This window comes from Pseudomonas sp. LBUM1671 (assembly GCF_059695685.1).
This window is the reverse complement of record NZ_CP166782.1, coordinates 4365275-4391147: the sequence shown is the minus strand read 5'-3', so window position 1 is coordinate 4391147 and position 25873 is coordinate 4365275. Positions and strand designations below refer to the sequence as shown.

General features: G+C 59.1%; 20 protein-coding genes. 8 read left to right on the top strand and 12 right to left on the bottom strand.

Annotated features, from left to right (window positions below; genetic code table 11):
* Nucleotides 1–4: 4 nt before the first annotated feature.
* Nucleotides 5–1351: a class II 3-deoxy-7-phosphoheptulonate synthase gene (locus ACA060_RS20210; protein ID WP_109633622.1), complete on the bottom strand. Its 1347-nt coding sequence runs from the start codon at nucleotides 1349–1351 to the stop codon at nucleotides 5–7.
* Nucleotides 1352–1500: 149 nt separating this feature from the next.
* Here ACA060_RS20210 and ACA060_RS20205 point away from each other — a divergent pair, with 149 nt between their 5' ends.
* Nucleotides 1501–2256 carry a spermidine synthase gene (locus ACA060_RS20205; protein WP_109633620.1) on the top strand — a complete coding sequence of 252 codons (756 nt, stop codon included), beginning with the start codon at nucleotides 1501–1503 and terminating at the stop codon, nucleotides 2254–2256.
* A gap of 174 nt (nucleotides 2257–2430) precedes the next feature.
* Here ACA060_RS20205 and ACA060_RS20200 read toward each other — a convergent pair whose 3' ends face one another.
* Complete coding sequence (locus ACA060_RS20200; RefSeq protein ID WP_497312781.1) at nucleotides 2431–3222, bottom strand: crotonase/enoyl-CoA hydratase family protein; 792 nt, start codon at nucleotides 3220–3222, stop codon at nucleotides 2431–2433.
* Nucleotides 3223–3644: 422 nt separating this feature from the next.
* On the opposite strand from ACA060_RS20200, the gene ACA060_RS20195 reads away from it, so the two are divergent.
* Nucleotides 3645–5318 carry a DEAD/DEAH box helicase gene (locus ACA060_RS20195; protein ID WP_109633616.1) on the top strand — a complete coding sequence of 558 codons (1674 nt, stop codon included), beginning with the start codon at nucleotides 3645–3647 and terminating at the stop codon, nucleotides 5316–5318.
* Between the two features lie 90 nt (nucleotides 5319–5408).
* On the opposite strand, the gene ACA060_RS20190 is transcribed toward ACA060_RS20195, so the two are convergent.
* Nucleotides 5409–6176 (bottom strand): DODA-type extradiol aromatic ring-opening family dioxygenase, encoded by a 768-nt coding sequence (locus ACA060_RS20190; protein ID WP_497312779.1) that lies wholly within the window; start codon nucleotides 6174–6176, stop codon nucleotides 5409–5411.
* A gap of 103 nt (nucleotides 6177–6279) precedes the next feature.
* Between ACA060_RS20190 and ACA060_RS20185 the strand changes: the two genes are divergently transcribed.
* Nucleotides 6280–6936, top strand: coding sequence for a thiopurine S-methyltransferase (locus ACA060_RS20185; RefSeq protein WP_109633613.1), 657 nt, complete (start codon nucleotides 6280–6282; stop codon nucleotides 6934–6936).
* 191 nt (nucleotides 6937–7127) lie between these two features.
* On the opposite strand, the gene htpX is transcribed toward ACA060_RS20185, so the two are convergent.
* Together htpX and ACA060_RS20175 are read right to left on the bottom strand one after the other, a co-directional pair.
* Entirely contained in the window at nucleotides 7128–8015 is an 888-nt protein-coding gene (htpX, locus tag ACA060_RS20180) for a protease HtpX (protein ID WP_109633611.1), read from the bottom strand.
* Between the two features lie 316 nt (nucleotides 8016–8331).
* A complete protein-coding gene (locus ACA060_RS20175) occupies nucleotides 8332–9543 on the bottom strand; it encodes a pyridoxal phosphate-dependent aminotransferase (RefSeq protein ID WP_008030363.1) in 1212 nt (403 codons plus the stop codon).
* 226 nt (nucleotides 9544–9769) lie between these two features.
* On the opposite strand from ACA060_RS20175, the gene msrB reads away from it, so the two are divergent.
* The 3 genes from msrB to ACA060_RS20160 all read left to right on the top strand — a co-directional run bounded on the left by msrB (nucleotide 9770) and on the right by ACA060_RS20160 (nucleotide 11273).
* The gene (msrB, locus tag ACA060_RS20170) at nucleotides 9770–10165 is read left to right on the top strand and encodes a peptide-methionine (R)-S-oxide reductase MsrB (RefSeq protein ID WP_109633610.1); all 396 of its coding nucleotides are present in this window, start codon (nucleotides 9770–9772) and stop codon (nucleotides 10163–10165) included.
* Between the two features lie 164 nt (nucleotides 10166–10329).
* On the top strand, nucleotides 10330–10815 hold the full coding sequence (locus ACA060_RS20165; RefSeq protein ID WP_497312776.1) for a glutathione peroxidase: 486 nt from the start codon (nucleotides 10330–10332) through the stop codon (nucleotides 10813–10815).
* The gene (locus ACA060_RS20160) at nucleotides 10812–11273 is read left to right on the top strand and encodes a MarR family winged helix-turn-helix transcriptional regulator (protein ID WP_497312774.1); all 462 of its coding nucleotides are present in this window, start codon (nucleotides 10812–10814) and stop codon (nucleotides 11271–11273) included. Before ACA060_RS20165 ends, ACA060_RS20160 begins: the two co-directional genes overlap by 4 nt.
* Here the strand turns inward: ACA060_RS20160 and ACA060_RS20155 are convergent.
* Nucleotides 11257–13578, bottom strand: a complete 2322-nt coding sequence (locus ACA060_RS20155) for a hybrid sensor histidine kinase/response regulator (RefSeq protein ID WP_109633605.1) — start codon at nucleotides 13576–13578, stop codon at nucleotides 11257–11259. The genes ACA060_RS20160 and ACA060_RS20155 overlap by 17 nt on opposite strands.
* Before the next feature lie 168 nt (nucleotides 13579–13746).
* Between ACA060_RS20155 and ACA060_RS20150 the strand changes: the two genes are divergently transcribed.
* Both ACA060_RS20150 and ACA060_RS20145 read left to right on the top strand, forming a co-directional pair.
* On the top strand, nucleotides 13747–14637 hold the full coding sequence (locus ACA060_RS20150; protein ID WP_109633603.1) for an ATP-binding protein: 891 nt from the start codon (nucleotides 13747–13749) through the stop codon (nucleotides 14635–14637).
* A complete protein-coding gene (locus ACA060_RS20145; RefSeq protein ID WP_109633602.1) occupies nucleotides 14634–15116 on the top strand; it encodes a GAF domain-containing protein in 483 nt (160 codons plus the stop codon). Before ACA060_RS20150 ends, ACA060_RS20145 begins: the two co-directional genes overlap by 4 nt.
* Here the strand turns inward: ACA060_RS20145 and ACA060_RS20140 are convergent, their stop codons facing one another.
* The 6 genes from ACA060_RS20140 to ACA060_RS20115 form a co-directional block, all read right to left on the bottom strand.
* Nucleotides 15117–18065, bottom strand: coding sequence for an HD domain-containing phosphohydrolase (locus ACA060_RS20140; protein WP_497312772.1), 2949 nt, complete (start codon nucleotides 18063–18065; stop codon nucleotides 15117–15119).
* Nucleotides 18066–18114: 49 nt separating this feature from the next.
* Complete coding sequence (locus ACA060_RS20135; protein WP_497312770.1) at nucleotides 18115–21759, bottom strand: transporter substrate-binding domain-containing protein; 3645 nt, start codon at nucleotides 21757–21759, stop codon at nucleotides 18115–18117.
* A gap of 10 nt (nucleotides 21760–21769) precedes the next feature.
* Entirely contained in the window at nucleotides 21770–22396 is a 627-nt protein-coding gene (locus tag ACA060_RS20130; RefSeq protein ID WP_109633597.1) for a response regulator transcription factor, read from the bottom strand.
* Between the two features lie 254 nt (nucleotides 22397–22650).
* Nucleotides 22651–23043 carry a response regulator gene (locus ACA060_RS20125; protein WP_497312768.1) on the bottom strand — a complete coding sequence of 131 codons (393 nt, stop codon included), beginning with the start codon at nucleotides 23041–23043 and terminating at the stop codon, nucleotides 22651–22653.
* A gap of 185 nt (nucleotides 23044–23228) precedes the next feature.
* Complete coding sequence (locus ACA060_RS20120) at nucleotides 23229–24560, bottom strand: deoxyguanosinetriphosphate triphosphohydrolase (protein ID WP_109633594.1); 1332 nt, start codon at nucleotides 24558–24560, stop codon at nucleotides 23229–23231.
* Nucleotides 24561–24627: 67 nt separating this feature from the next.
* The gene (locus ACA060_RS20115) at nucleotides 24628–25791 is read right to left on the bottom strand and encodes an EAL domain-containing protein (RefSeq protein WP_109633592.1); all 1164 of its coding nucleotides are present in this window, start codon (nucleotides 25789–25791) and stop codon (nucleotides 24628–24630) included.
* Nucleotides 25792–25873: the final 82 nt, after the last annotated feature.

Sequence of the window (25873 nt, the reverse complement as noted above, 5' to 3'; positions counted from 1 at the left end):
CGATTTACCGGCGGACTTGTTTCAAGGTCTCGGCAATCAGAAACGCCAACTCCAACGACTGATCCGCATTCATTCGCGGGTCGCAATGGGTGTGATACCGGTCCGACAACCCGTCTTCTGTAATCGGCCGCGCGCCACCAATGCACTCGGTCACATTCTGCCCGGTCATCTCGATGTGGATACCGCCGGCGTAGCTGCCTTCCGCTTCGTGAACCTGGAAGAACTGCTTCACCTCACCGAGGATCTGCGCGAAGTCGCGGGTCTTGTAGCCGCTGCTGGCCTTGATGGTGTTGCCGTGCATCGGGTCGGAGCTCCAGAGCACTTGCTTGCCTTCACGCTGCACCGCGCGGATCAACGCCGGCAAGTGATCGCCGACCTTGTTCGCGCCCATGCGTGCGATCAGGTTCAAGCGGCCCGGGTCATTGTCCGGGTTGAGCACGTCGATCAGGCGAATCAGGTCTTCGGGGTTCATGCTCGGGCCGACCTTGACCCCGATCGGGTTGTTCACACCGCGCAGGAATTCAACGTGGGCGCCGTCGAGCTGACGGGTGCGATCGCCGATCCACAGCATGTGCGCCGAGCAATCGTAGTAATCGTTGGTCAGGCTGTCGCGGCGCACGAAGGCTTCTTCATAATTGAGCAGCAGCGCCTCGTGGGCGGTGAAGAAACTGGTTTCGCGCAATTGCGGCGAACTGTCCATGCCGCAGGCGCGCATGAAGGCCAGGGTTTCATCGATGCGATCGGCCAGGTGGCTGTATTTCTCGGCCAGTGCGGAGTTGGCGATGAAATCCAGGTTCCACTTGTGTACCTGATGCAGGTCGGCGAAACCGCCCTGAGCGAACGCACGCAGCAGGTTCAGGGTGGCGGTGGACTGGTGATAAGACTGCAGCAGACGCTCCGGGTCCGGCACGCGGCTTTTTTCGTCGAAACCGATGCCGTTGACGATGTCGCCACGGTAGGCGGGCAGGGTCACGCCGTCGATGGTTTCGTCGTTGGCCGAGCGCGGCTTGGCGAACTGGCCGGCCATGCGCCCGACCTTGACCACCGGGCAACCGGCGGCGAAGGTCATGACGATCGCCATTTGCAGCAGGACTTTAAAGGTGTCGCGAATTTTCGCGGCGGAGAACTCGGCAAAGCTTTCGGCGCAGTCGCCACCTTGCAACAGAAACGCACGGCCCTGGGTGACCTGGGCAAACTGACGGCGCAACTCCCGGGCCTCACCGGCAAACACCAGGGGCGGATAACTCGCCAGGGTTTGCTCGACCTGCAGCAAATGCGCCGCGTCGGGGTAGTGGGGTTGTTGCTGGATCGGCAGGGCGCGCCAGCTGTCAGGGCTCCAGGGTTGGCTCATCACGGTCTCGGTTGTTTTACGCTCGGGCGTTCATGTTATCAGCAAATTAGTGCGTGACCTGTTCCGCTTGCTTCGCGGACAATCGCGCCTTTGCCGCTTCATGTTGCGGTTTATCGCGTTGCCGGGCCTGGCGACGATCAGGAGACGAAATGACTGAGGAGCGCGTCGAGCATCTGCTCGCCGAGGTACAGGATGAATTCGGCGTGATTCGCGTGCTGGAAGTGGCCGATTACCGTTTTCTCGAGTTCGGTGATGCCATCGAGCAGAGTTGCGTGTTCACGGCGGACCCAAGCTGGCTCGAGTACGATTACACCCGCGCGATGCTGATTGGTGCGCTGTGCCATGAACAGCCGGAAAGCGCGCTTTTCCTCGGGCTCGGCGCCGGCACGCTGACCCAAGCGTGCCTCAAGTTCCTGCCGCTAGAAGATGTCGAGGCCATCGAGCTGCGCCCCGACGTACCGCGTCTGGCCATCGAATACCTTGGGCTGGATGACGACCCGCGACTGTATATCCGCGTCGGCGATGCGCTGGAGTTGCTCGATACCGCCGAGCCGGCGGACCTGATTTTCGTCGACCTTTATACCGATGTCGGTCCGGGTGTCGGGCATCTGGCCTGGAACTTCCTGGAAAACTGTCAGAAACGCTTGAATCCGGGCGGCTGGCTGGTGATCAATCAGTGGGCCACCGATGACGGCAAGCCGTTGGGCGCTGCGTTGTTGCGTGGGCTCTATCACCGGCATTACTGGGAGTTGCCGGTAAAGGAGGGCAACGTGATTTTGATCGTGCCTTCGGAGCTGGATCAGGAGCTGGATCTGGAAGGATTGACCGCCCGGGCCAAAGAGCTGGCGCCGCGGTTGGGGTATTCGTTGCAGTCGTTGATCAAGGCGATTCGCCCGGCAACCTGATGCAATGAGGCCTTGTGGCGAGGGGATTTATCCCCGTCCGGCTGCGAAGCAGTCGTAAATCCGGCTGATGCGGTTTAGCTGTTACCACCGGGTTGAATGGTTTTTGGGGCTGCTTCGCAGCCCAACGGGGATAAATCCCCTCGCCACAGAAAACCCTTCACAACCGGTTGATCGTCAGCAGCCCTTGAAGACCCCCGGTCGCTTCTCGACCATCGACCGCACACCTTCCCGGGCATCCTCACTCGCCAGTAACTTCTTCACCAACGGCGGCAATCCCTGCGCCGCCGCCGTTTCCCCTTCATAGCGCGCCTGCCGGGCCGACATCAGCGTCGCCTGAACCCCCAGCGGCGCCTGCCGGGCAATCTGCTCTGCCAATTCAATCGCCCGCGGCAGCAAATCTTCGCTGGCCATGACTTCCTGCACCAACCCTAGGTGCAACGCTTCATGCGCATCGAATTCATCGCCGGTCAGCAGCCAGCGCATGGCATTGCCCCAGCCGGCGACTTGATGCAGACGCAACGTGGCGCCACCGAAGGGGAAGATCCCGCGCTGCACTTCCTTCTGGGCGAATCGGGTATTGCTGGCGCAAAGGTTGATGTCGGCGGCGAGCATCAGCTCGATGCCGATGGTCAGGCAGTAGCCTTGTGCGGCGACAATCACCGGTTTGCTCACCCGGGGTCCGGCAAACACGCCCCACGGATCGCAACCGCCGGGCGGTGCCTGCCAGCCGTCAGCCAGGGCGGCGCTGGCGTTGATCAGGTCGAGCCCGGCGGTGAAATGCTCACCATGAGCGAACACCACCGCCACCCGCGCTTCGCTGTCGGCCTCGAACTCGCCGTAGGCCAGGCTCAGCGCATTGAGCAGGTCGAGGTCGAAGGCGTTGCGCTTGGCCACCCGATCCAGGCCGATCAACAGGACATGGCCGTGTTTTTCACGGGTGACACGACTGGGGGCGGGCTGATTCATGGAGCATTTCCTCGTGCGGGAAGGGGAGTGTCAGACCGCGGGTCTGCGTAACATCGGTGAACCGTTTTAGCGCCATCGCCAGCGGGGCCGGGCCTTTGAAAAATAGACCGTTGCACGATTATCCGCAAAGCCTGTGACACAACGGTGTATACGTCAGTTTTCCGACAAATAATGCTCCCTTTTTGAGCGAATTCCGGTATAGTGCGCGCCGGCCTTTAACCGGGCCGCGTTTAGGTAGCGCAATTTCCCGAAGTCAGCTTCGGCTGCACGTCCGCACAGCGGACTCTCCCTTGACGAATCTTTTTCATTCATTCGTTTTCGCAAATCCCCGCCGACAAAGCAGCCAGGGCGACTCTTGAGTCTTACACGGCATGCGCAGCTTTGGAGCATGGGTCTTTGCGGATGCACTTAGAGGCAGACCCATGACCCAGGAAACCGGCGGCTTCGCCGCTTTTAATCTTAATCCGAATATTCTTGCAGCCGTCATCGCGACTGGCTACGAAGAGCCTTCGGCTATTCAGCAGCAATCGATCCCGATCATCATGGCCGGCCACGACATGATTGGCCAGGCGCAAACCGGTACCGGTAAAACCGCCGCGTTCGCTCTGCCAATCCTGCACCGCATCGATCCTGCCAAGCGCGAGCCGCAAGCCCTGATCCTGGCGCCAACCCGTGAGTTGGCGCTGCAAGTAGCAACCGCTTTCGAAACCTACGCCAAGCAAATGCCGGGCGTTACCGTTGTGGCCGTTTACGGCGGCGCCCCGATGGGCCCACAACTGAAAGCAATCCGTAATGGCGCACAGATCGTTGTCGCCACGCCGGGCCGTCTGTGCGACCACCTGCGTCGTGACGAAAAAGTCCTGTCGACCGTGAACCACCTGGTTCTCGACGAAGCGGACGAAATGCTCAAACTGGGTTTCATGGACGACCTCGAAGTTATCTTCAAGGCTCTGCCACCAACCCGTCAGACCGTATTGTTCTCGGCCACCCTGCCTCAGTCGATCCGTGCCATTGCCGAACGCCATCTGCGCGATCCGCAACACGTGAAGATCCAGACCAAGACTCAGACCGTTACCGCGATCGAACAGGCTCACCTGTTGGTTCACGCTGACCAGAAGACCTCGGCTGTATTGAGCCTGCTGGAAGTGGAAGACTTCGACGCCCTGATCATGTTCGTGCGCACCAAGCAAGCGACCCTGGACCTGGCCAGTGCCCTGGAAGCCAAAGGCTACAAAGCCGCTGCGCTGAACGGTGACATTGCTCAGAACCAGCGTGAGCGCGTGATCGAATCCCTCAAGGATGGCCGTCTGGACATCGTTGTGGCGACCGACGTTGCTGCCCGTGGCCTGGACGTTCCGCGTATCACTCACGTGTTCAACGTTGACATGCCGTACGATCCAGAGTCCTACGTTCACCGTATCGGCCGTACTGGCCGTGCCGGTCGCGAAGGTCGCGCACTGCTGCTGGTGACTCCACGTGAGCGCCGCATGCTGCAAGTGATCGAGCGTGTAACCGGTCAAAAGGTTGCTGAAGTTCGCCTGCCGGACGCCCAGGCTGTTCTCGACGCCCGCATCAAGAAACTGACCAACAGCCTGTCGCCGCTGGTTGGTGATGCCGAGTCGACTCACGGTGAACTGCTGGATCGCCTGACTGCCGACATCGGTTGCACCCCGCGTGCACTGGCCGCTGCTCTGCTGCGCAAGGCAACCAACGCTCAAGCGCTGACCCTGGCTGCAATCGAGAAAGAACGTCCACTGGTGCCGAACAACGCACCGCGTGGCGATCGTCCAGAGCGTACCGGTGACCGTCCGGACCGTGGTGATCGTGAGCGTCGTGCTCCGGTTCCATTGGCCGAAGGTCGTGCTCGTTGCCGTACCGCGCTGGGTGCGCGTGATGGTATCGCTGCCAAGAACCTGCTGGGCGCCATCCTCAACGAAGGTGGCTTGGCTCGCGAAGCAATCGGTCGCATCCAAGTGCGTGACAGCTTCAGCCTCGTCGAGCTGCCGGAAGATGGTCTGGAGCGTCTGCTGACCAAGCTGAAGGACACTCGCGTTGCCGGTAAGCAGTTGAAGCTGCGTCGCTACCGCGAAGATTGATCCGCTTTCGGGCTGATTGATCGAACATAAAAAATCCCCGACTGGTTCGGGGATTTTTTTTGGCCTGCTGTTTGTGCCTGGCCCTGTCTGTCAGCCGAAGCGGTAAATGTCCATCCCCAGCGCACCCATGGTGAAACCCTGATGGGCAACGCTGAACTCACCGCCAGCCCCGCGAGCAAAGTACAACGGCAGCAAATGCTCATCGCTGGGATGGTTGCGCACCGCATTCGGCGCCTGCTGGCGATAATCGTGCAGCGCGAGTTCATCGTTGGCCGCGAGTTTTTCGATCATCCAGTCGCGAAACGTCTTGGCCCACGGTTCGACGCTTTCCGGGCCGGCGTGCCAGTCCAGTTCACGCAGGTTGTGGGTGATGCTGCCAGACCCGATCAACAACACGCCGTGATCGCGCAGGCTGGCGAGGGCATGGCCGACCCGGGTTTGCAGGACAGGGCCGCCACGGGTGGGTAGCGAGACTTGCACCACCGGGATGTCCGCCTGCGGATACATCAACGACAACGGCACCCAGACTCCGTGATCGAAGGGCCGCTCGGCATCAATGCGTGCAGGCAGGCCGTCGGCTTTCAAATGTTCGACAACCTCCGCCGCCAGTTGCGGATCGCCCGGCGCCGGGTATTGCACCTCGAACAAAGCCTTGGGAAAGCCACCGAAGTCATGCCACGTCTCAGGACGGGGATTGCCGCTGACCAGCAAGTCGTTACTTTCCCAGTGCGCAGAGACAATCACGATGGCTTTCGGTTTCGGCATTTCTGCAGCGAGCCGCGCGAGGGCGGGCCCGCTGGCACCCGGTTCCAGTGCCAACATGGGCGAGCCATGGGATATGTACAGGCTGGGGAACATGAATGAGCTCCTGAGGGGTAAGATGGCAGCATCTTCAGTCAGATCATTGATCTAAATCTAATATAAGTTTTAGGGTCTTTTGATCGAATTTTCGGGATTAATTATGCAGCCGGAGTTTTGGCACAAGCGGTGGACGTCGAATCAGATCGGTTTTCACCTGCCGGAAGTGAATCCATATCTGCAACGGTACTGGCCGCAGTTGGGCCTGGAGGAGGGCGCGCGTGTACTGGTGCCGTTATGTGGGAAAAGCCTGGACCTGCTGTGGCTGGCGAAATGCGGTCACGAGGTGTTGGGCATCGAGCTGTCGGAAAAGGCCGTGGAAGACTTTTTCCACGAGCATCAGTTTGATCCGGACGTCAGCGACCAGGGCCCTTTTACGGTCTATCGAGCAGGTTCGATCGAGATCTGGTGCGGTGATTTCTTCGCGTTGACTGCCGGCGATGTCGCCGATTGCAGTGCGCTGTACGACCGCGCTGCCTTGATCGCCTTGCCGCCAACCATGCGCGAGCAATACGCCGAACATCTGAAGCGGATTATGCCGAAGGATTCGCTGGGGATTTTGATTACCCTGGATTACGACCAGGCGCAAATGGACGGCCCGCCGTTTGCGGTGCTGGACGACGAAGTGCAACGGTTGTTCGGGGCGACCTGGGCACTGAAGATACTGGAAGACCAGGACGTGCTGGGCGAGAGCTGGAAGTTTGTCGAGAGTGGCGTCACGCGGCTTGAAGAGCGGGTGTATCGGGTTTCCAGCCATTAAGATGCGTTGAGTTTGCTGAACCCTTCGCGAGCAAGCCCGCTCCCACAGTAGATCGCGTCTATTCGGATCATTCGGTTACCTGTGGGAGCCCGCTCGCGATGGGGCCTGAATGAACACCGCATCAATCGGCAGACAAAAAAAGGCCCGCATTCACTGCGGGCCTTTTCTTTTACTGCGTAGTGCGAGCGCTATCAGCCCCGACGACGCAACGCGTCAATACGCTCTTCCAGCGGCGGGTGGCTCATGAACATACGAGCGAACCCTTGCTTGATGCCACCGTTGATGCCAAAGGCATTCAGCGTGTCCGGCATGTGCACCGGCAGACCCTGTTCTGCACGAAGGCGTTGCAAGGCGCCAATCATCGCGCTGGTACCTGCCAGACGTGCACCGGCTTCGTCTGCGCGGAACTCGCGTTTGCGCGAGAACCACATGACGATGGAGCTGGCCAGAATGCCCAGGACCAGTTCGGCGACGATGGTCGCCACGTAGTAGGCGATGCCCTGGCCTTCTTCGTTCTTGAAGATCACTTTGTCGACAAAGTTGCCGATGATCCGCGCGAAGAACATCACGAAGGTGTTCACCACGCCCTGGATCAACGCCAGGGTGACCATGTCGCCATTGGCCACGTGACCGATTTCGTGAGCCAGGACGGCCTTCACTTCATCGGGCGAAAAACGCTCGAGCAGACCCTGGCTGACCGCGACCAGTGCGTCGTTCTTGTTCCAGCCCGTGGCGAACGCGTTGGCCTCGTAGGCCGGGAAAATCCCGACTTCGGGCATCTTGATCCCGGCTTCGCGGGACAGTTGCTCGACGGTTTGCAGCAGCCATTGCTCGTGACGTGTGCGCGGCTGGCTGATGATTTGGGTGCTGGTGCTCATCTTCGCCATCCATTTGGAGATGAACAGCGAGAACAGCGAACCGGCGAAACCAAAGACCGCACAGAAAATCAGCAGCTGATTGAGGTTGAGATCAACCCCGTTGGCCGCCATGAACCCGTTGAAGCCGAAAAGGCTCAGGGTGATGCTGGCAATCAGCACGACCGCCAGGTTAGTGGCCAAAAACAGCAGGATGCGCATCATGGTTGTAGAAATCTCCTCATGCTAAAGATGTAGCGTACTGCGGGGTATATAAGGTGCTGCACCGGGCTATTCAACCGAGTGACTATTTCAAACTGTGTCCTACGGCAACAGACTAGCTGCTTGCAGGGCATTTCCGACGGGGACGCCGGACGCGTTTGACAGCCAATTCGCGTCACAGGCCCCGTCTTTGTTAGGCGCGGTCACGAAACGTGGCATCAGTCAGCGATGGCGGCAGCGATGTCTGGCGGGGTGCAAAGATGTGTTGCTGAATTAATCACCGTGCGACAGACGCGCGCGTCGCACGGTGAAGTTCAGCTTACTGGCGGTAGGATTTGAGGAAGTTGCCGATCCGGCCGATGGCCATGTCCAGGTCATCCACCCGTGGCAAGGTCACGACACGGAAGTGATCCGGCCAAGGCCAGTTGAAGGCCGTACCTTGCACCACCAGCAGCTTCTCGGAGAGCAGCAGGTCGAGCACGAACTTCTCGTCGTTGTGGATCGGGCAGACTTTCGGGTCGATCCGCGGGAACGCATACAGCGCACCCATCGGCTTGACGCAGCTCACGCCTGGAATGTCGTTGAGCAATTCCCAGGTGCGATTGCGTTGTTCCAGCAAGCGACCTTGCGGCAGCACCAGGTCATTGATGCTCTGATAGCCGCCGAGTGCGGTCTGGATCGCGTGCTGGCTCGGCACGTTGGCACACAGGCGCATGTTGGCCAGCATGTCGATGCCTTCGATGTAGCTCTGGGCGTGGTGTTTCGGGCCGGAAATGGCGATCCAGCCGGAACGGAAACCAGCGACGCGATAAGACTTCGACAGACCGTTGAAGGTCAGGCACAGCAAGTCCGGCGCCAGGGACGCGGTGCAGATGTGCACGGCGTCGTCGTACAGGATCTTGTCGTAGATCTCGTCAGAGAACACCACCAGGTTGTGCTGGCGAGCCAGCTCCAGCATGCCCAGCAGCACTTCTTTCGAATACACGGCGCCAGTCGGGTTGTTCGGGTTGATGATCACCAGGGCCTTGGTGTTCGGGGTGATCTTGGCCTTGATGTCGGCCAGGTCCGGCCACCAGTTAGCCTGCTCGTCGCACAGGTAGTGCACCGGGTTGCCGCCGGACAGGCTCACGGCAGCGGTCCACAGCGGATAGTCCGGCGCTGGCACCAGTACTTCGTCGCCATTGTTCAGCAGGGCCTGCATCGACATCACGATCAGCTCGGAAACGCCGTTACCCAGGTAGATGTCTTCAATGCCGACGCCTTCCACCTGCTTTTGCTGGTAGTACTGCATGACGGCCTTGCGCGCGCTGAACAGGCCTTTGGAGTCGCTATAGCCTTGAGCGGTCGGCAGGTTGCGGATCACGTCCTGGAGGATTTCGTCCGGCGCTTCGAAACCAAAGGGCGCCGGGTTGCCGATGTTCAGCTTGAGGATGCGATGACCTTCCTCTTCCAGGCGTTTGGCGTGCTTGAGCACTGGGCCGCGAATGTCGTAGCAGACGTTGGCGAGCTTGTTCGATTTGCTGACCTGCATGGCGATGTGTTCCCGAAAATGAACGATCCAGGCGGCGTATGAACGACCGTACTGGGAATCCTGCGTATTCACACAGGCCTGACGCCTTGAGTTGCAGCACCCATAAATCCGTTTGAATGCGCGTGGTCTGGCTGCCAGACTGGCGTTTGACGAGGCGCAATCATACGTGCCGCCCGATCCGTGGAAAAGGTACAGATCGGGCTTTTTCAGCTGCTGAGGTGTGACGATGGAAAAGTTGGATAAAACCCTGGAAGAATGGAAGGCGATGCTCGATCCAGAGCAGTACAACGTTTGCCGTCTCAAGGGCACCGAACGGCCGTTCTCCGGCAAATACAACGACACCAAGACCGACGGCGTCTACAACTGCATCTGCTGCGGCGAGCCGCTGTTCGACTCCAAGACCAAATTCGACTCCGGCTGCGGCTGGCCGAGCTTCTACGCGCCGATCGGCGACAGCGCGATGGTCGAGATCCGTGATGTCAGCCACGGCATGATCCGTACTGAGGTTGTCTGCGCCAAATGCGACGCGCACCTGGGGCACGTGTTCCCGGATGGCCCGCCGCCGACCGGCCTGCGCTATTGCATCAACTCGGTGTGCCTGGACCTGGTGCCGCGCGAGTAAGACGAGCCTTGTGGGAGCCGGGCTTGCTCGCGATGGCGGCCTGAAGCACGCCAGCGCGGGCAAGCCCGGCGTCCACAGGTAATCGGCGTCCAATAATTTAAATTGCACGCAATTCAATTGCTCGCTATGTTTGGTGCTCGTTCCTTCCTATCGAGCCTGACCCCATGAGCGACAACCTGCTGACCATCCCGGTGACCACCATCAAAGGTGAACAGAAAACCCTGGCCGATTTCGCCGGCAAAGCCGTGCTGGTGGTCAACACCGCCAGCAAATGCGGTTTCACCCCGCAATACAAAGGCCTCGAAGAATTGTGGCAGACCTACAAGGATCAAGGCCTGGTGGTGCTCGGCTTTCCCTGCAATCAGTTCGGCAAGCAGGAACCGGGTAACGAAGGGGCGATTTCCGAGTTCTGCGAGTTGAACTTCGGTGTCAGCTTCCCGCTGTTCAAGAAGATTGACGTCAACGGCGCCGACGCCCATCCGCTGTTCGTGCAGTTGAAGAAGCGTGCACCGGGCGTGCTGGGCTCCCAGGGTATCAAGTGGAACTTCACCAAGTTCCTGATCGGCAAGGACGGTCAGTTGGTCAAGCGCTTCGCTCCGGCGACCAAGCCGCAGGACCTGAGCCGCGAGATCGAAGCCCTGCTCAAATGAACACCTTGTCCGTCGATTCCCTGAAGCTCGACAGCCAGCTCTGCTTCAAACTGTATGCGGCCTCGCGAGCGGTGATTCGTGCCTACAAGCCGATGCTCGATCAGCTTGGCCTGACCTATCCGCAATACCTGGCAATGCTGGTGTTGTGGGAATGGCTGGAAGCGGCGCCGGAGCAGCCGACGGTCAAGGCGCTGGGCGAACGCCTGGCGCTGGATTCCGGCACCCTGACGCCGTTGCTCAAGCGTCTTGAGCAACTGCAACTGGTGCAGCGCCAGCGTTCGGCGCGCGATGAGCGAGAGGTGCACCTGAGTCTTTCGCCTGCCGGCAAGGCCTTGCGTGATCAGGTCGGGCCGCTCAAGGCCCGGTTGTTGTGCGACAGCGGCGTCGATCTGGATCGCCTGAATGATCTGCGTGACGGCCTCGATCACCTGTTGGGACAAATCAAGGCACTGTCGTAGTCGGTATCCACAGGTCGAGCAGGGCAGCCAGTTCTTCGCGGCGGAAAGGCTTGGCCAGGTAGTCGCTCATGCCCGCCACACGACAGCGTTCGCGTTCCTCGGACATGGCGTTGGCGGTCAAAGCCACGATGGGCAATTGTGGCCAGCGCCCGCTGCGGCGGATCTGCCGACTGGCCTCGTAGCCATCCATCACCGGCATGTTGCAATCCATCAGCACCAGATCGAATTCGTTGTGCTCGAGCTGATCCAGGGCTTCGGCACCGTGAGCGGCGACGATCACCTCGCAACCGAGTTTGCCGAGCATGCCCTTGGCCACCAATTGATTGACCGGGTTGTCCTCCACCAGCAAGACGCGTCCGCGCCGTTGCGGGGTAAGGGCTTCGACCCGGGCTCCGTTGATCAGGTTGCTTTCCGGCTGCAACACCCGGCGCAAGGTCTGGTAAAGCGCGTTGCGCGCCAAAGGTCGCGCCTGTTGTTGCAGGGGCGCCAGGGCGCTCGCTTCTTCGCTGGGCATGAAGCTGCCATAGGCGGTCACCAGCAGGATAGGGGCGTCGAAGGTCGGGCGCAGGCCGAACAGGCATTCGGGGCAGTCGGTGATCAGCACATCCGGGTCGAGGCCGATCAACGAGTCATCGATGGCGCGTTGTTGATAATCGAGGCCCCAGCCGGGCAACAGGTTTTTCAACAGTTCCGCCAGACCACTGTTGGCGGCAGTGATCGCGATGATCTTGCCGGATAGAGGCTGCAGGGGCATGGCCCGGGTGTGGCAGGGTAACGGCAGGTCGGCGCAGAACTGGCTGCCAAAACCCGCTTCCGAGCTGATGGTCAGCCGCCCCTGCATGGCTTCGCACAGATTATAAGTCAGCGCCAGCCCCAGCCCGGTGCCGCCAAACTGCCGGGTAATGCCGGCCCCGGCCTGGGTGAAGGGCTGGAAGATTTTGACCTGGGCATCCTGGGCAATCCCGATTCCGGTGTCGCAGACTTCGATTCTGACGCCATCCTCAAACGTTGAAAGGCGCACATCGACCCGACCGAAACGGGTGAACTTGAGGGCGTTGGACAGCAGGTTGCTGACGATCTGCCTAACACGGGTCGGATCCCCCAGTACCAACGCCGGAAAGTGCGGATCGATCAGGCAGGTCAACTCGACGCTGGGCGCGGCGTTCTGCGACAGCAGGTTGGCGGTGTCCTCGATCAGCGATCCGAGGTCGAACGGAATGTGTTCGAGTTCGAGTTGGCCGGCATCGAATTTCGACAGGTCGAGAATATCGTTGAGCAACTCCACCAGGACTTTGCCCGAGTCATGGGCGATGGACAGCTGTTGCTGTTGTTCGGCATTGAGTGGGCCGTCCAGCGAGAGCGCGATCATGCCCAGCAGGCCGTTGAGTGGCGTGCGGATTTCATGGCTCATGTTGGCGAGGAACACCGAGCGTGCTTCGGCCATATCCAGGGCGGTGCTTCGCGCAACTTCCAGTTCCTGGTTGGATTGACTCAGCCTGGCATTGATCGCCTTGAGCTCCGCGGTACGGGCCGAGACGATGTTTTCCAGTTGCCCGAGGTAGTCGGTCAGTCGGTTTTCAGCGTTGCGTCGTTGCTGGATTTCGGTGGCGATGTTTTCAAATTGCTGGTTGGCCACTTTGACCAGGACACCGATTTCATCGTTTTTATGCCCGCTCGGGTATTCCAGCCAGGTCGGTTCAGCGCTGCGCGGATCGCGTCCGCTGAGTTCGCGGATGACCCGCACCAGCGGTTTCGTCAGCATCACGTAGAACAGCGCCAACAGGATGCCGGTCAGGATCAGGCTGCGCGCGAAACCATTGAGCAGCGTCACCTCGGCCCGACGCAGGAAACGGCTGCCGAAGGCGTAGGTATCGACTTCCAGGCGCAAGGTGCCGAGGGATTCATCCGGCAACTGGTCGAGGTAGAGGCGGTCTTCGAACTGACGGTTGGCGCCGAACAGGAAGTCGCTGATCATCCGGTAGTTGTTTTGCTGGGTCGGGCGTTTGACGCTGGCCAGAACGGTTCCGTTGTTGTCTGTCAGTTGCGCACCGAGGATTGCAGGTGAGCGCAACAGGCCCATGGTCAGTTCCTGGGCGAGTTCGGCATCGATGTTGTAGGCGATACGGGACGCGGGGTTATGGCTGATTTCCAGCAAAGACAGGATTTCGCGGTTGATGGAGGCGTCTTCGCTGGCATAATCGATGCCTATTTGCAGCAGACTGAGCAGCGTGCCCAGAATGAAACCGACGAGCACAGTCAGCCGGGCTTGCTTGTACGACAGCCGGTGGGTGAACTTGATATCCATGGGGTGTTGAACCACTTCCGTTTCCCTTCGCTGCTCAAGCATAGTCGATCATGCATGGATACCGATGTTCGCGCGAGCCCTTGTGCGACAAGGGGTTAAAGGGACGCCAAGCGCTGTGTTGCGTCGCTGTAATGACATCATCACTGTGAACGTGCCCGAGGAGAAGACGTGGATTCCCGATTGAATGCTTTTCTTGAACGCGCCGATGCCGTCCTGGCCCGTATCGAACCGCTCTTGCCTGCACCTCGGCAAGCCATCGACTGGACGCAATGCCTGGCCGCGCGCTGGCAGCGCGAGGGCCGCAGCGGTTTTCTGCTGCCGCTGCAGGTCAGCCTCGACACACGGTTGTCCGACCTGATCGGTGTCGACCGGCAAGTGGAGCAACTGGGGCGAAATACCCAGCAGTTCCTCGATGGCATGCCCGCCAACCACGCGTTGCTCTGGGGCTCGCGCGGCACCGGCAAATCGTCGCTGGTGCGCGCCTTGCTGGCCGAGCACGCCAAGGCCGGCCTGCGGTTGATCGAGATCGAGCGCGATCACTTGGCGGACCTGCCGCGTGTGGTCGAACAGATCGCCAGGCTGCCTCAACGGTTTGTTTTGTTCTGCGATGACCTGTCGTTTGAATCGGGCGAAGGCGACTATCGCGTGCTCAAGAGCGTGCTCGACGGCTCGCTTGAGCAGGCGCCGGATAACGTCTTGCTGTACGCCACCTCCAACCGTCGCCACCTGGTGCCGGAGAAGGAAAGCGATAACGAAAACTGGAAACGGGTCGATGGCGAGCTGCATCCCAGCGAGGCGGTGGAAGACAAGATCGCGCTGTCGGACCGTTTTGGATTGTGGCTGTCGTTCTATCCGTTTACTCAAGAGCACTTCCTTGACGTCGTCGAGCACTGGATCGGTCAATTGGCCGAAAAATCCGGCCTTGAGTGGCAGCGCAACGAAGAACTGGACATCCTCGCCGTGCGCTGGGCAACCGGCCGGGGCAACCGCAATGGACGTTGCGCGTATCAATTTGCCCGCTATTGGGTGGGGCTCAAGCTGTTGGAGCACAAAGCATGATTGATTTACAGAAGAGTGGCCAAGGCCTGGACGGTTACGGCATGTTATGGGCGCAGCTAGAGTCGTTGCTGGCGGACGAGCGTGACTTCATCGCCAACGCCGCGCAGTTTTCGGCGTTCCTGTACAGCCAGCTCGACGACCTGAACTGGGCCGGTTTCTATCTCAATCGTAATGAAGAACTGGTGCTCGGCCCGTTTCAGGGGCAGATCGCCTGTGTGCGCATTCCGTTCGGTCGCGGCGTGTGCGGGACGGCGGCGGCGACTTTGCAGACCCAGCTTGTCGAGGACGTTCACGCGTTCCCCGGGCACATTGCTTGCGACAGCGCCTCGAACAGCGAGCTGGTCGTGCCGCTGGTCAAGGACGGTCGCCTGATCGGCGTGCTGGACCTCGACAGTCCGAAACTTGCGCGGTTTACCGCTGACGATCAGGCCGGTATCGAACAACTGGCGGCAATTTTCCTGCGTCTGACCGATTGCTGATCATGCCCTCAAGCCGGCCTTGACCAGCAGGCTTGACAGGTCGACCGCATCGATTTGTCGTGGATCGAGGAACCGGTCGGCATACTGCAAGTAGATGCCGGCGTTGATGAACAGCCCGAACAACTCCGGATCGATATGGGCGTCGCGGCACATGGTAGCCATGATGCCCAGCGCTTCACTCAAGGTCTTGGCCTTCTTGTAGGGGCGGTCGGCAGCGGTCAGTGCCTCGAAAATATCGGCAATGGCCATCATCCGTGCCGGCAGGCTCATTTCTTCGCGCTTCAACTGTTTCGGATAACCGGTGCCATCCATTTTTTCGTGATGGCCGCCGGCGATTTCCGCGACGTTGTTGAGGTGGCCGGGGAAGGGCAAGTGGCTGAGCATCAGGATCGTCTGCACCATGTGGTGATTGATGATGTAACGCTCCTCGCGGGTCAGCGTGCCCCGGGCGATGCTCAGGTTGTAGAGCTCGCCCCGGTTGTACTTGTAGCGCGGCACATCAAGCTTGAACCCCCAGGGATTATCTTCCGGGATCAGCTCGCTTTCGGCGCGTTCGAGCAGGTGCTCGGGCTTGTCCGCCAACAGCGGCTCGCTGACCGGCAAGGTCGGTGCCGGAGTTTGTGCCTGGCGGCGGTTTTCTTCCCAGGACACACCGATTCTATCGTCCAGGGTTCGGGTCCAGTTGCGTTCGGCGATACTGCGCAGACGTTGCAGATCGGCCTCGGCCATGGCCTCAGCGCCCAGATTGCAGCGGGCGACGAAGGTGAAATCATCATCCAGCCCGGCCAGGTTGGCATTGCGTAATTCGGCCAGGTGCTGCTCGTCACCGCCCAGCGCGATAGCCTGCCAATAGTTGATCCAGGCATCGCGCTTGAGAACCTCGAAGCGGGTGCGAATTTCATGGATGCGGTCATTCAGCGTTTCAAGCTTGGTGGCTTTGTCGACCACGTATTCAGGTGTCGTGACCTTTCCGCAGTCGTGCAGCCAGGCCGCAATGTGCAGCGCTTCCCACTCATCTTCGGTCGGTTGGTAATCGCTGAAGGCCGGGGCCTGACTGGCAGCCGCCGCCTGGGCAAGCATCAAGGTCAGCTCCGGCACTCGCTGGCAGTGACCTCCGGTGTAGGGACTCTTGGCATCGATCGCGCCGGCCAGCAGCTGAATGAAGGCGTCCAGCAGTTGTTTCTGTTTGGCTTGCAGGCGCTGGCTCTCAATGCTCACGGCGGCCGCGCCGGAAACAGCCTGGAGAAACGCAATGCGGTCCGGGCGCAATTTTTCCAGGTCACGTTGTGTACCGCTGTCGGCTAATAACAGGACCAACAGGCCCACGGTTTCGTTGTGCCGATTGTGCAGCCGGATGCCGATCAGGTGCACCCGGGGGCATTCCAGCGCGAGCATTACTTTCTGCAAATCCCCCGCCTGTTCGAAACCCAGGTTGGTGACGACATTGTCGGTATTCGACAACTGCTGCAACCACTGAGGGCTCTGCGGATCCTGAAATTCGTGTCCCTGAACACCGAACGAGGGCAACGCCTGTGACGTGTCATTGATGACCAGGCCTTGGGGCTCCATGCGATCGCTGTCACGTTCGCGCAGGTAAATCAGGCCGGCCTGGGCTTGCCCGATCTTCACGGTTTCAAACAACACCCGCTGCAGCAACGGCACAAAGCGGGTCTCGGCGCTCAGGCTATCGGTGATCTGGAAAAAACTGCCGAGGGTGTCCTTCATGCGCGCCATCGACACGCTCAGTTGATCAATTTCAAGCACCGGCGAACTGCGGCCTACCGGAAAGTTGAAATTGAAACTGCGCACCGCATCGGCTTCCTGTACCAGTGCGCGCAACGGCTTGACCAAGACCCTTGAGGTCAACCAGCCCACGGGCAGGCACAACAACAATGTCGCGAGGGTAATCAGCGCGCCTTGCCAACGCATGCGGTAGGCATCGGCGAGCAATTCGTCTTCTGGCACCAGCAACGCCAGTTGCAGTCCCTGGGGGCCACCCTCCGACATGCTGCTGCGCGCCACGATCCATTGCCGACCGGCGGCGTCGAGGCGATTGCCGGTGGGTGGATTGGAAAGCAGGGCACCGAGGCCTGGGCTCAGGTCGGCCGCCTTGTTCAGGTGAGCGGTTTGGTCATCGATGATCAGTTTGCTGGTGTCGGGGTAAGCGATGGCATTGCCCTGGGCATCGAACAGCACGATTTCGGTGTGGGGCGTCACCACATGTTTGGCCAGGGTGGCTGACAGTTCCGCCAGCGTCAGATCGGCGCCCATCACCGCGTTTTCACCACTGCGCCGGGCCAGGGTGGTGCCGACGTTGCGAGTGGAGAAAAAAACGTACGGTTCGGTGGTGATCTGGTCCTCGTCGCCGAGGGCGCTGGAGTACCAGGCGCGGGTGCGGGGATCGTAGGTTTCGTCGGGATTGTCCAAGCGGTTGATAAGCGTCAAGGATTGATCAAAAAACAGGGATTGAGAGCGGATCTGACCACTGCTGCCGTCATGTTCGATGCTCCAGACTTGAAACGCCGCTGTCTGCGGGGCTTTCAACCCGCTTCTCAAGGCAGCGGTCCGCAGGGGGCGAACCATGAAAAAGTCGCCGTTGCCGTAGCCCAGGTATAACGATGCCAGGTTGGGGTTGTCGTTGAGCGACTGGCTGAAGGGTTTGAGCAACGCCAGGCGTTGCTCCAGATCCGATGCCCGGGTCGCCGGGTAGTCCGCCAACAGGCTCAGCAGATGGCGGATCGGTTCGTAGGTGCCTTGCAGGTCCAGGCGGACCTCCTGCTCGATGCGGTTGAAGAGCTTTTCACTGCTGGAAAGAATGATCTGAGTGGTTTGTCCGTAGTTGAAAATGCCCAGCACCACGCCGGTCAGCAATAACAGGAAGGTGAACATCACACTGATATGGATGTGCAGGGGAAACCGGCGTTGATCCGGGCGCAGTGGGCTGGGCATTGCGGGTCTCTCCATGATGTTTAACACACTGCTCAGCGTCCAAGCATAGTTAAGGCTCCATCATTCTGCTTCTGTCGTTGTGACCAATCTGTTGCTCCAACGCCTGCTCCAGTTCGAGCATCGCGCGTTCCATGGCTTTGGTGCGTTTGACGACTTCGTCAGGGTGGAACACTTCATGGCAGGCGTTTTCCAGCGCTTCGCAGCTGTCGATCAATCGGCCTGCCTGGACAATTCGCGCAGCGCCCTTGATTTTGTGGGCCACGTCGATGAAGGACTGCGGGTCCTGTGAGGGAGATAACGCCAGCAACTCCTGCCGGTCCAGACGGTTGCTGTTCAGCAGTTCGGACAACAATCGTTGGTCCAGCTTCGGGTTGCCGCCCGTTAACAGATGCAGCCCTTCAAGGCTGAAGGCCGGGTCGAGGAGCACCGGCGCGATATCTCCAACCCATTGACTCAGGGCAGTGAGGCTGAGGGGTTTGAACAGGCAGTCGTCCATTCCGGCTTGTTTGCAGCGCTGTATTTCTTCGGGTTGTGCATTGGCGGTGAATCCCAGCACAGTACAAGGCCGACACTGCATTTGCTGTTCATGTTGGCGAATGGAGCGAGCCAGTTCGTAGCCATTCATGATCGGCATGTTGCAATCGACGATCACCAGATCGAACAACCCGTCTTTCCAGGCACTCAACCCAGCCTCTCCATCCTCTGCGGCGCTGAACTGATGCCCCAGGAATTCCAGTTGCTGACACATGAGCAAGCGATTGGCGGGATGGTCGTCGACCACCAGGACGTTCAGCGCAGCCGCGTTTGCAGGGATAGGCGATTGGACGGCTTCCGTCACCCGCTCGGTTGGCAGCGTTGCAAGGTTCAGTGAGACCTGTACTTGAGTGCCGACACCGGTCTGGCTGCTCAATTGCAGGCTGCCGCCCATCATCTCGCACAGATTGCGACTGATCACCAGGCCCAATCCCGCACCGCTTCTGGCGGATTGCGCGGAGTGATCGGCCTGGGCGAAAGGCTCGAACAAGCGGCGTTGATCCTGTTCACTGATCCCTACTCCGCTGTCCTGAACCTGCAACTGCAACAGCACCCGGTCGGGTTCGTCGCATGGATACAGCTCCACCACAATACGGATCTGACCCTGTTCGGTGAACTTGATGGCGTTGCTGACGAGGTTGGACAGCACCTGTTTGAAGCGCATCGGGTCCAGCAGGACATCGGTGAGTGGTTCTGCCGGGTTGAAGTCCAGCCGCAGGCCAAGGTTTTTCTGGCGGGCCAGCCCGTCGAAGATCCGCACCACCGAGGCCACGGTTTCTTTGAGGTTGACGCGCTCCGGGGTCAGGCTCAGCCGCCCGGATTCAATTCGTGCGATATCTAGAATGTCGCCGATCAGGTTCAACAGGTCTTTCGCCGAGTGATAGGCCACGTCAATGGCCGGGCGATCCGGGTGGCTGTGATCGATACGTTTGAGGGTCAGTTCGAGCATGCCGATGATGGCGTTCATCGGCGTGCGGATTTCATGGCTCATGGTCGCCAGAAAGGTGCTCTTCGCGCGGTTGGCTTCGTCCGCACGCTCTTTCGCGGCACGCAAGTCATCGAACAGTTGTCGCCGCTCGCTGATGTCGATCCAGCCCCCGATGATGCCTTGCACTTCACCGCTGGAATCCCGGTAGGGCAGTATCCAATGATAAATCGTCAGCATGCGGCCACCGATATGCATTGGCCGGTCGAGAATCAGCGGCGTACCTTCGGCCACGACGCGCTGGTAGTCCGCCTGATATTCCTGAGCTTCAAATGAGTTGCTCATGCTGCCCTGCACGACGTTTTTACCAATCACGTCTTCGCGTCTGGCGCTGAAGGTCTCCAGGTAACTGTCATTGCAGCTTTGCAACAAACCCTGACGATCGCGCACGTAGATGGGATGAGGCGTTCCGTTGACCAGCGACCGCATGAATTCAAGTTGGTCGTTCAGGGCCAGCTCGGCGGCCAGCCGCTGATTGATCTGGCGACGCATGTAGGCGTTCCAGGTCACGGAAATCAGCAGCAGCAAACCGATACCCAGCATGATCTGAAAGAACACCCGGTGATAGTTGCGCCAGGTGCTTTGCGAGGCCGATGAATAGCCTCGCCAGCGGCTGTTGATAATGCCCAGTTCCTCTGGTGCGATGCTCAGCAATGCCTTGTCGAGGATCGAAGCCAGCTCTTCGGCGTCGCGCCCGGTCGCCAGGGAGAACGCGGCTTGTCGGGTGCCGATGGTGGTGCTGATCTGAAGGGTGTGCTCGAAAATCCGCGATGAGATGAAATAGTTGGCGATCACCAACGAACTCACCGCACCTTCGGCCTGCCCCTCGCCGAGTAACTCCACGGCACTGAAGGTGTCCGGCGTTTCGATCAGCTGGACGTGCGGGAACTCGCGGCGCAGGTAATCCGCCATTGGATTGCCTTGGGCGATGGCAACGCGCTTGCCCGTCAGCTGTGTCAGGTTTGACGGGCTGCTGGCTGCTTTGCGAGTCAGCAGGACAACCGAGTTTTCCAGATAAGGGCGGCTGAAGTTCAGCAGCGTTTCCCGTTGCGCACTGGGGAGCAGTGCGGCAATCAGGTCGGCCTGATGGCTGTTGACCTGCTCGATCATCTCGTCATCGTTGCGGCTGCGATGGATGTCGAAACGCAAACCGGTGCGCAATCTGATCAGCTCGAGCAAGTCGGCGGAGACTCCGCGAAAGTTGCCGTCGCTGTCGAAAAAAGTCAGCGGCGCCAACGCCTCATTGACCACGACGCGTACGACCGGATGTCGAGTCAGCCAGCGTTCTTCGCGGTCAGTGAGTTGCAGTTTCTGATCGGTGAGGAGAATGTCGCTGCCCGCACTCCAGCGTTTGGCGATGTTTTCTCGCTCGCTGGCAGGGGTGGCCTTGAGGATGGCGTTGATGATCCCGAGCAGATCCGGGTTGTCCTTATGCACTGCAAAGCTGAATCCGTGGGCTTCGTGTTTACCGAAGTTGGCCATGCGGATGTTGTTCAGGTAGCCCTTGTTGATCATGTAATGGGTGGAAATGGTGTCGCCAAGAAAAACATCGGCCTGGTCGAAAGCCACCGCATTGATTGCATTCTGGTAGGAAGGATAGGAGGTAATGATCGCTTTCGGGTAAAGGGCTTTGACTTCGTCCAGCGGCAAATAGTGATACACCATGCTCAGCCGTAGCCCGGCGAGGCCATCGCTCAGCGATCTGGTTTCACCTACCCTTGTCACCAGAACCGGCTGATCCACGGCATAGGGAGTGGACAGTACGATGTCGGCATTGCGGGCTTCAAAACCATTGGCGGTACCGAGCATGTCGACCACACCTTCTTCCAGCGCCTCGATCGCGTCTCCCCGGGTCGCGTAGCGCTGAACCTTGACTGGCAAACCGGTGGCCATGCCCAGGATGCCCGCGTAATCAGCGGTGAAGCCTTCGTAGTCGTGGCCGCTGATGGTCAGGTCGAAAGGAGGATAGTCGGGGGCGGAAGTGCCAAGTATCAGTTCACGCTTATTGTTAAGCCACTGTTGTTGTGATTTATCCAGCTGGACTTCCATGTGTCCGTTCATTGAGCGACTGAGCAGGGTGTAATGCTCGCTTGCAGTCTGTTCCGCGTGCACTGAGGTGCTCAGGCATAAGCCCGCGGTCAGCAGTGTCAGATAATCCTTTAAACGACTGGGCATCCTGTCTCTCTCACACTAACGCGTTGCGTTTTGCCATATCAATGAGTTCAACAAGCGATTTGGCTTTGAGTTTTTGCATGAGACGTTTTTTATAAGTGCTGACAGTCTTGTTGCTCAGGAACATACCTTTGGCAATTTCCTTGTTAGTGCGGCCCTGCGCGAAAAGTTGCAATACCATCAACTCTCGGTCGTTGACCGATTTGAACAGTTCCAGGTCAGCGTATCGTTCATCGTCAGCACGAACAGGATTCAAGGCTTGGCTGGGGAAATAGTTGTAACCTGATAGTACGGCTTTAATCGCGCTCACCAGTTCACTCAGGTCTTCCTGTTTGCAGACATACCCAGATGCGCCGGATTGCATGCAGCGGATCCCGAAAAGTGTCGGGCACTGGGCCGTTAACACCAGTGTTTTCAGGGGGCAACTCATTGCGTTGAAACGGGAGAGAACTTCCAGACCATCCAGTTTGGGGATGCTGATGTCGAGAATGACCAGGTCGGGCATGCATTCACGAACCATCTGCATGGCGTCGACCCCATTATCAGTTTCGCCGACGACTTTGTAACCCTCATGTTCGAGCAACATTCGGACGGCAAGACGGATGACGGGGTGATCGTCGACAATAAAAACGGAGTTCATAATCAAATCCCATACGCGCTCAGATAAAGCGCGCACCTTAGCTCAGATAGTTGAGGGGGGCATGAACTGACGGACCTATAGGGGCAATATAGGACAAATCCTACGGCGTAAAAAGAATCGGACTACGGATCAACTAGGTTTTGCATGAGGATCCGTTCAGTTCTTGTATGTATGTTCGGCGGGTAGGAAAGATCGGTTTAAAGCTTTTACATACGTGCTTGAATATTTTCGTAGTAATACTTTGTTGTGTTTTTTTATAGATGGGCCGAGGTCAATAAGTTTCTAAAGTCTGATTGTTTCAGGGGCTTGATCAAGTAACCCAACAAGGGCAGTCCGTGTTCGCCGGCCATTTTTTCAAGACCGTCCAATTCAAGGGTTGTCAGACTGCTCAGCAGTATTGCCATTCTGATCATTCCCCGTTGACTGGCGAATTCGATCAAATCAAGGCCCGGAAGATCGGGCAGGCATTGGTCGCACAGAAGGATGTCGAAGGGTTGCGACGCCTTGAGCATTTGCTGCATGGCGGCTTCGGCGCTGTCAGTTGCGGTGAGTTGCGTGAAGCCATAACTCTCCAGCAGGTATTGGGTTGCCCTGAGCTGAAAGGGATGGTCTTCCACCAGCAGGATGCGCCAATCTTGTTCAGACATAAGATTTTTCATGCTTCATCTATGGAGCAGAGGGAGCATGATTATTTCGCGATCAGACCGCTCAGGCGATCAGTCGGCTCTGCACAAGGTGTAGGGCAATTCTGTTGACGTCGGGATTGAATTGAAAAATACGCAAAAAATCGATCAGCCATGCAAAAAATATGGCGTGGCTGATCGATGCACTGTCAGCCGTGGCTTGAACGACCGGTCATTTCCAGGGCCATTTGGCTGGCATAGCTGTCGGTCATCCCGGCGATGAAGTCGATCATTCTCAGGAACGAGGTGTGCAAAGGCCCGTGAGGATCGGGCGCATTATTGCCCAACAGGTCGAGGATACGGCGACTCTTGAAAGACGGCGTTCGACCGTTGTGTTGTTCCAGTGCGGCACCACAGAACGCGTTGAGCAGGATTTCGAGGGTGGTGTAAGCGCCGATTTCGTGCAGCGTCTTGCGCTTGTCCTGGAAAATCTTTTTGCGTGCCATGTCCTTGGCATTCAACACGCAGCGCTTGGCCGGACCATGCATGTGCTCCACCAGATCACCGGGCAATGTGCCTGCCAGCAACGAGTCCTGTTGCTCGACGAAGGCCCGGGCGGCGGCATTGGTCAGGTGCTCGATGGCCTTGCCTCGCAGGATCGCCAGTTTGCGCCGGCGCGAATCCTGAGGGCCCAGTTGGCGATAGGTTTCCGGCAGATCGTCACCCACCAGGTCGAGCAGCAAAGACTCGACCTCGGCGTATTCCAGCAGCTCCATCTCCAGGCCATCTTCCAGATCGATCAGCGCGTAACAAATGTCGTCCGCGGCCTCCATCAGATACACCAGCGGATGGCGCGCCCAGCGCTGTTCCTCCAGTTGCGGCAGGCCGAGTTTAAGGGCGATTTGCTCCAGCAGCGGGAGTTCGCTTTGATAGCAGCCGAACTTGTGCTTCTTGTAGCCCAATGAATCGGCATGCTTTGCCGTCCACGGGTACTTCAGATAAGTGCCCAGCGTGGCGTAGGTCAGCCGGGTGCCACCGTCGAACTGATGGTATTCAAGTTGGGTGAGTACCCGGAAGCCTTGGGCGTTGCCTTCAAAGTTCAGGAAGTCGTTGCGTTCGACTTCGCTCATGCCGTCCAGCCAGCCACGACCCGCGGCCTGCTGGAACCAGTGTCGGATTGCGTCTTCGCCGGAGTGCCCGAAGGGCGGATTGCCGATGTCATGGGCCAGGCAAGCCGATTGCACCACCATCCCCAGGTCACTCGGTTCGCACCAGTCGGGCAGGGCGCTGCGAATGGTTTCGCCGACGCGCATGCCCAGCGACCGGCCCACGCAGCTGACTTCCAGCGAGTGGGTCAGGCGCGTGTGAATGTGATCGTTGCTGGTGACCGGATGAACCTGAGTCTTGCGTCCGAGGCGGCGAAAGGCACCCGAGAAAATGATGCGGTCGTGGTCTTTGTGAAAAGGGCTGCGGCCGAGTTCTTCCGGGCTATGCAGAGGCTTTCCGAGGCGTTCGCGGGTAAGCAGGGTTTGCCAATCCAAGGCTGGACTCTCCGTCAGGTGACTGAGCCTCTAGCTTCCGGGTTCATGCCGGTGCCTGCAAGCGGAACTAGAGCCCGGCGGCGTCGATGTCGATGAGCAGCAGTCGCTCGCCGTTGTCGAAAAATTGCCCGGCGGTGAGGCAGTACTGATTACTGGTGGCATCGCGGTAGGTCGTGGACAGTGTCAGGCGCCGCTCGTCCCAGCCCTCGGCCAGCAGGTGATAAAAGTAGGGCCGCCACGACCAGTTATGGCCCAGGTAGCGGTTATCGGCTTCCCAGCCGTTGTTGCGCCACTCCAGATTGGGCGTCAATTGGGTGCCGTGACGGTCGCATTGATAGAAACGCAACAGCCAGGGAAATGCCTGCAGCTGTGGCAGCGCGCTCAGTGGCGCGCGGGCCAGGGCCCAGGCTTGGAGGATGGCCATCAACTCGCAAAGTTGCTGGCGCATGATCATCAGTCGTCCGCGCTCTCCCAGTTTCTGCTGAACATAACGCTGGCGCAGTTGTGCGAAACGTTCGACAAAGGCGTCGGTGGCAAAGAAGTCTGCCTGCGCCCGGGCGAACAGAAACCCCTGCACGTAACGTGAACCGCATTCCAGGGCGAAATTCAGTTGAGCGTCTGTTTCAACTCCCTCGGCGATGATCCAGCAACCGGTTTTCTCGGCCATTTGCGCCAGGGCCTTCACCACGTCGCTACTGGGGCCGCCCAGTGCAGCGGCCTGGAACAATCGCATGTCGAGCTTGAGAATGTCCGGTTGCAAGGCCAGCACGCGATCGAGTTGTGAGTAGCCGGCACCGAAATCATCGATGGCGATCCGTGCCCCGGCCTGTCGGTAACGGGCCACGACCTCGGCCAAGCGCTGGATGTTGCCGCCCAGTTCAGTGATCTCAAAGACGACGCGTTGCGGATCGACGTTGTGCCGGCTCATTTGCTTGAGGCTCGGCAGCGCCTGGTCCTGCCGTAAACGGCTGATCCAGCGCGGTGAGATGTTCAGGCTCAGAAACCAGTCCGCAGGCGCTTCATGCAGACGGCTCAGAGCGTTGTCGCGTATCTGGCGATCAAGACGACGAAGGGCGATGGCGGGGGTTCGCGGATCGGCGAACAGCGGTCCTACCGAGGCCAGTTGACCGTCGGACTGACGCAGTCGACCCAGCGCTTCCACACCCGCAATACGGCCCGTGGCGGTATCGATAAATGGCTGAAAGCAGGCGAGCGGTTGCCCGTCGATCACGAGGCCTCCTTAGTAAGGTCTTGTTTTTGGATTAACCCGCTTACCGGGTAGGCACACAGGATTGAACCTCTCGATAAAGAGG